Raw genomic sequence first — 5,387 nt, 5'->3', positions numbered from 1 at the left:
TAGTCATCAAGACATTCCGGCAACAGCGCGACCTGCTGTCGGTCTTCGCCTTCGATGAATCGCTTCATGGGGCACCTTGCTTGGAACGGGTGCACCGATTTTATTTTTTGATGGGCAGGACTGGAAGTCTTTTCACACAGCCTCGGCCGTAGGCGGCAGTTGAGCGGGTTCACTCTGTGACACACGCTCGCAGCCACCTGAAGGCCGGATGTTCGCCCGGCAGGGTAGCTTCTGCCGCCGCATCCATCAAGCGAAGGCCGCGGTTGCTGTTGGTCAGCAGAACGACGGCTGACTGAGTTATTGGATTACCCATTGCGAAGGCCCTGATGCCGTCCATCTTTCCCCACTGGAAAAATATGCCGTCAGTTGCTTCAATTCCCCACCCGAGGCCCCAACCGATGTCTCGTTCAGTCTCGGGGGGACTGTCCATTAGATGGATAGCGTCCCCTCGCGGCACCATCACAGCAGGCGTCAACCATCTTTGGCGTGTCATCTCTCTCAACGACGAGCCATTGAGAACAGCGACCATGAACTTTGCGTAGTCGCCAGCTGTCGTCTGAAGGGAATAGGAGGCATGAGCGGCAGCTGGGCGATGCTTTTCAAGCCGCTTGTCACCCTCATGAGGCATCGCAAAGTCCTCGTTAAAGCGGTCATGCCATCGGAAGCTGGACGATTGCATCCCCAGCGGATCGAACACCAGGCGTTGTGCAAGCGCCTCCAACGGCTCGGTGGAGACGGCCTCGAGTGCCATTTGAAGGAAGGTAAAGCCGACGCTGGAATAGCTGAACCAACTCCCTGGCGGAAAGTGGGTCCGCAGCGGCTCGTCGCCCCGAAGGTTCGGCAGGCCTGAGGTGTGCGTCAAGACATGGCGGGCTGTGATGGATGACGAGGCGAGTTGTGGAGGAACGCCTTTCTGGACCATTCTGGACAAAGGTTCGTCGAGGTCAAGAGTACCGTAGTCCACGAGTTGAAGCGCAACGTATGCGGCGACAGGCTTGCTCAACGAGGCGACATCGAAAACCGTCGTTTCGACAACTGGCCGTTCGACGTCAAGTTCTGCCACGCCCATTGGCGTGACCTTCACCTTCCCATCTTCGACCGTGGCCAAGGCCACGCCCGGTATGGCCGCCGCGGCCATCAGACGGTGCATCGAGTTTCCGGCGGTTCGGCAATCGTTCATGTTGAGCGCGGATGTCAGGGAACGGAGCACGTCGTCCGCTTACAAGTGCGCATGCTGGCGAAGGTCCGGAATTGGCCCGCATTGTGCCGATGGATATGGACCATGACTTCACTTCAGCAAGCCGTCGTCGACGAAGCCAACGCCACAAGCGCGGCAGTAAAACCCGTGCGCAAACTGCTCTAGCGGGGTCTTCTGCAGTTCTTCCTGTTTGCACTCGTCGGTGGCTACTTGGTCACGCCGCCGGTAGCCCGCTCGCTCCTCACCGGAAAACAGAACGCTCGGGCTTGCCTTCCCAATGAGAAGAATCTTTGCCCCGACCTGTGCGTCACTATGGCACCGTGGGCAAGCTATCCCGGATTGCTGCGAAGCAGACATAGAACTCCTCTATTGACTGATGACGGTGAGGGACCGCTCCTGGCCGGATTCTGCCGTCTTGCGGGCTACCAACTTCACGAACGAATTTCCGAAAGCGCATTCGTCAAGCAGGTGCCCCAATTCTCCCGTTGGGTGTCATCTGGCGGTAAGTCCATAGCCTTGCACTTCTTCGTCCTGCCACGATTGGTTCGGCTTCTTGCCTATGAGCTGCTGTTGGACGCCACCACTGCCGTCCAGCTTAACAACAAGGCGAATGCGCTCGCAGTTGCCGAACAGCGGCTCGGGGGTGATGACGAGGGTGCCATCGGCCTTACCCCGGCGGCCACCCAAAGTGCCCCACTTATGGCCACCCAAACTGCTCCACCCTGGCCACGGTGATCTGACGCATTGAACACGGTGCGTCGGGCACCGCGAAGCCCGACAGGCAGGACGTTAATTTCCACCCCCTCTGAGCGAGGGAACAACGGAGTGAACGTCTTGAAGCCACATCTGCAAACCACCATCTGGACGCTGCTCAAGGGCGGCGCCACCCAGCGCGAGATCGAACGCATCACCGGCATTTCGCGCCACACCATCCGGACCTACCAGCAGCGCTTCGCCGCCGATCCGGCAAACTGCCCCGGGGTGGCCACCGACCCTCCCAGTCAAACTGCTCCACCCTGGCCACCGACTTCCGGGCCGGTAGCGCCGCCGCTGGCCACCTCCAAGTGCGAACCCCACCGCGCCTTCATCGACGCCCAGTTGCGCCTGGGCCGCAACGCCACCGCCATCTACCAGGACCTGGTCGACCTGCACGGCTTTGACGGCGCCTACAACTCGGTCAAACGGTTCTGCGCCCAGCTTCGCCACAAGGAGCCCGAGCAGTTTGATCGTCTGAGCTTTGCGCCCGGCGAGGAGATGCAGGTCGACTACGGTGAAGGCGCCCCCACGCGGATGCCGGGCACCGAGCGCTGGCGCAAACCCCGCCTGTTCGTGGCCACGCTGCGCTACTCGCGGCGTAGCTTCCGCCGCGTGGTCTGGAAATCCAGCCAGCAAGTCTGGGCTGAGTTGCACGAGCAGGCCTGGGCCTACTTCGGCGGGTCCACCCACTACGTCGTCCTCGACAACCTCAAGGAAGGCGTCTTGAAGCCCGACCTGTACGAGCCCGCGCTCAATCCGGTCTACGCGGCCACACTCGCTCATTACGAGGTGGTGGCCGACCCGGCCCGGGTCCGGGATCCGAATCGCAAGGGGACGGTGGAGAACGCGATCCAACACACCCAGGCCACCGCGCTCAAGGGCCGGCGCTTTGAGACCATCGAAGAGCAGAACGCCTTCCTGGAACACTGGGAGTCCAGGTGGGCCGCCTCGCGCATCCACGGCGCCGAGCGGCGTCAGGTGCAGGCCATGTTCGAGGAGGAGCGCGCCCACCTGCAGCCGCTGCCGGCCACGCGCATGCAGTACTTCACCGAGGTGCAGCGCACGGTCTGCGACGACAGCTGCGTGCGCATCGACCACAGCAGCTACGCCGCTCGTCCGGCCCCGATTGGCTCCAAGGTGCTGGTGCGGCTGTTCGAGCGGCGCATCGAGATCCGTGAGCTGCGCACGCAAGCCTTGCTGCGCACCCACGAGCGGGTCGATCGCCCCGGCAGCGTGGTGCTGCCCATGGCCGAGCGGGTGTTCAACCCCTCGCGCGAGACGCGCTACATCCTGGCCCAGGCCCGAGCCATCGGGGCGCAGGCCTCGCGGCTGTGCCAGATGCTGTTCGCCATCGAGGGGCGCGTGGGCCAGCGCAAGCTGTGGGGCATCGTCAACCTGGCCAAGCGCTACCCGAACCACTTTATCGACGCGGCCTGTGCGGGCGCCATGGAGCAAGGCGTGCACAGCTACCGCCACGTCAAGGCGCTCACCGAGCGGCTGGTGGCCGACGCCCTGGCCGCCCTGCAGGCCGGCACGCCGACACAGTCGGCGTCAACGCTCACCCAGCAGCACGCGCTCATCCGCAGCGCCGACGAATACGGCGATCTGTTCGCCCACGCCGCCACCGCCACCTCGGGCGGCACAACCTCTCCCACCCCCACCACTGAGATCGCCCAGCCATGAACATGACCGAGATCGAACGCGCCCTGCGCGAGCTGCGCCTGTCCGGCATCGCCGACACGCTGTCCACCCGCGTGATGCAGGCCCAGGCCGCCCAGCAGCCCTTCCTGGAGACGTTGGCCGCCATGCTGCAAGACGAACTCGACCGGCGCCGCTCGCGATTGATGGAGCGCCGCTTCAAGCGCTCAGGCCTGGCCGAACGCCTGACGCTGGCGGACTTCGACTGGCGCTTCAATCCCAAGCTGCCGCGCAACGCCTGCTTCGAGCTGCACACCCTGAAGTTCATCGGCGAGGGGGCCAACGCATTGATCGTCGGCAAGCCCGGCACCGGCAAGAGCCATGTGGCCAAGGCGGTGGCCTACCAGGCCACGTTGGCCGGCTATGACGTGCGCTACGTGGAGGCCGACACCGAGTTCGCCCGATATGGGCTGGCCAGCACGGCGCAGCAGGCCGAACAGCTCAAGGGCTGGATCGAGCCGGACCTGTTGGTCCTTGATGACCTGTTCCTGGCCCGGCGCATTGCCGACGTGAGCGCCGAACTCTTGCAGGCCATCGTGCACCAGCGCTACAAGCTGCGTCGCGCCATCGTCATCACCTCCAACCGGGTGGTGCAGGACTGGGGAAAGTACCTCGCCGACGCCACCATGGCCACCACCATCCTGGACCGGCTCATGCACCGCTGCGCAATGCTGGAGTTCGAGGGCAAAAGCTACCGCCTGAAGGAGGCCGCCGCGCGCATCGCCATCACGCCCGAATCGTCATAATCCGACCGTCCTGCCTGGAGCAGTTTGACCGGCCATAAGTGGAGCAGTTTGGGGTGGCCATCGGGGCTTATCCACCTGAGTGGTCCTGAAGCTCTTGTAGCAACTCGGCGCGGTATTCCCACGGATACGGAACTCGTAACTCCCGTCCTTGCTTTGATTAAGCTCGGCGATGTTCTTCCCGCTTGTCGGGCGCTGCGTTCCGCTAGCCGGGCTGACGCCGCTCAGCTGGTAGTCCCATTCCTGGTCAGCCGCTAGCGCAGCGGGGGAAACGAAGGCGAATGCGAGAATAAGCGTCGCGATTTTCATTGAGTTTTCTCCTCTTGTTGACCATTTTGGCCCGAAACTAGGTGCTCTTCCTCGGCGTCGCTGTTCATCGGTCAGGTCATCTGATCCTGCGAAATTCTGCCTCCTATTCGGAGGGCCGCTCTTGGCCGCGAACTGCCCTAGAAGGCATTGCCTCTCTCAAGCGTGCTCTTGCCATTGAAGACAAGCTCGCACCGCTCTTTGAAGTCCAGCACACGCGTCTTCCGTCCTGCGGAGAGGTTCACGAGGTAGTACACGGCGTCTTCCTGCTTGAACCATGTCTTGGCTACGAGCTTTAGCGGGGTGAGCTCCAAATCGACGACGGCATAGCGGCTTGCAGAGTGGCGATAGAAACCGATGGGAATCTCGATGCCGGCCTGCTTGCAGTAGACCTCTATCCTGTCTTTGTACTTCTCTGGCATGCGGGTACTTTACTGAAGCTGAGGTCTGTACGTCTGCTCTTGGCCGAGGTTGTGTGAAAAGACTTCCAGTCCCGCCCATCAAAAATAAAATCGATGCACCGTTCCAAGCRAGGTGCCCATGAAGCGATTCATCGAAGGCGAAGACCGACAGCAGGTCGCGCTGTTGCCGGAATGTCTTGATGACTATATCGGCGAAGACAACCCGGTGCGAGTCGTCGACGCCTTCGTCGAGGAACTTGATCTTCAGGCACTCGGCTTCAAAGG

General features: G+C 62.2%; 4 protein-coding genes and 1 pseudogene. 3 read left to right on the top strand and 2 right to left on the bottom strand.

What is annotated here, in order from left to right:
* Window positions 1–169: 169 nt before the first annotated feature.
* Complete coding sequence (locus AC1DSC_RS32430; RefSeq protein ID WP_478132065.1) at window positions 170–1,150, bottom strand: serine hydrolase domain-containing protein; 981 nt, start codon at window positions 1,148–1,150, stop codon at window positions 170–172.
* An 873-nt stretch (window positions 1,151–2,023) separates the two neighbouring features.
* Here AC1DSC_RS32430 and istA point away from each other — a divergent pair.
* Window positions 2,024–3,637 (top strand): IS21 family transposase, encoded by a 1,614-nt coding sequence (istA, locus tag AC1DSC_RS32425; RefSeq protein ID WP_012745836.1) that lies wholly within the window; start codon window positions 2,024–2,026, stop codon window positions 3,635–3,637.
* A complete protein-coding gene (istB, locus tag AC1DSC_RS32420) occupies window positions 3,634–4,398 on the top strand; it encodes an IS21-like element helper ATPase IstB (protein WP_012745835.1) in 765 nt (254 codons plus the stop codon). The genes istA and istB overlap by 4 nt, the downstream gene beginning before the upstream one ends.
* 443 nt (window positions 4,399–4,841) lie before the next feature.
* Here istB and AC1DSC_RS32415 read toward each other — a convergent pair whose 3' ends face one another.
* On the bottom strand, window positions 4,842–5,123 hold the full coding sequence (locus tag AC1DSC_RS32415; RefSeq protein ID WP_478132064.1) for a hypothetical protein: 282 nt from the start codon (window positions 5,121–5,123) through the stop codon (window positions 4,842–4,844).
* A gap of 118 nt (window positions 5,124–5,241) precedes the next feature.
* Between AC1DSC_RS32415 and AC1DSC_RS32410 the strand changes: the two are divergent.
* Window positions 5,242–5,387 (top strand): annotated as a pseudogene (locus AC1DSC_RS32410) (IS5/IS1182 family transposase); the annotation flags it as partial.

The organism is Variovorax sp. 01N425 (genome assembly GCF_056399465.1).
The sequence above is the reverse complement of the archived record's forward strand: the minus strand, read 5'-3'. Positions and strand labels throughout refer to the sequence as shown.

Excerpts from the sequence above, each read along its gene's own strand:
- AC1DSC_RS32430 (WP_478132065.1), bottom strand. The coding sequence starts at position 1,150 with ATGCACCGTCTGATGGCCGCGGCGGCCATACCGGGCGTGGCCTTGGCC.
- istB (WP_012745835.1), top strand. The coding sequence starts at position 3,634 with ATGAACATGACCGAGATCGAACGCGCCCTGCGCGAGCTGCGCCTGTCC.
- AC1DSC_RS32415 (WP_478132064.1), bottom strand. The coding sequence starts at position 5,123 with ATGCCAGAGAAGTACAAAGACAGGATAGAGGTCTACTGCAAGCAGGCC.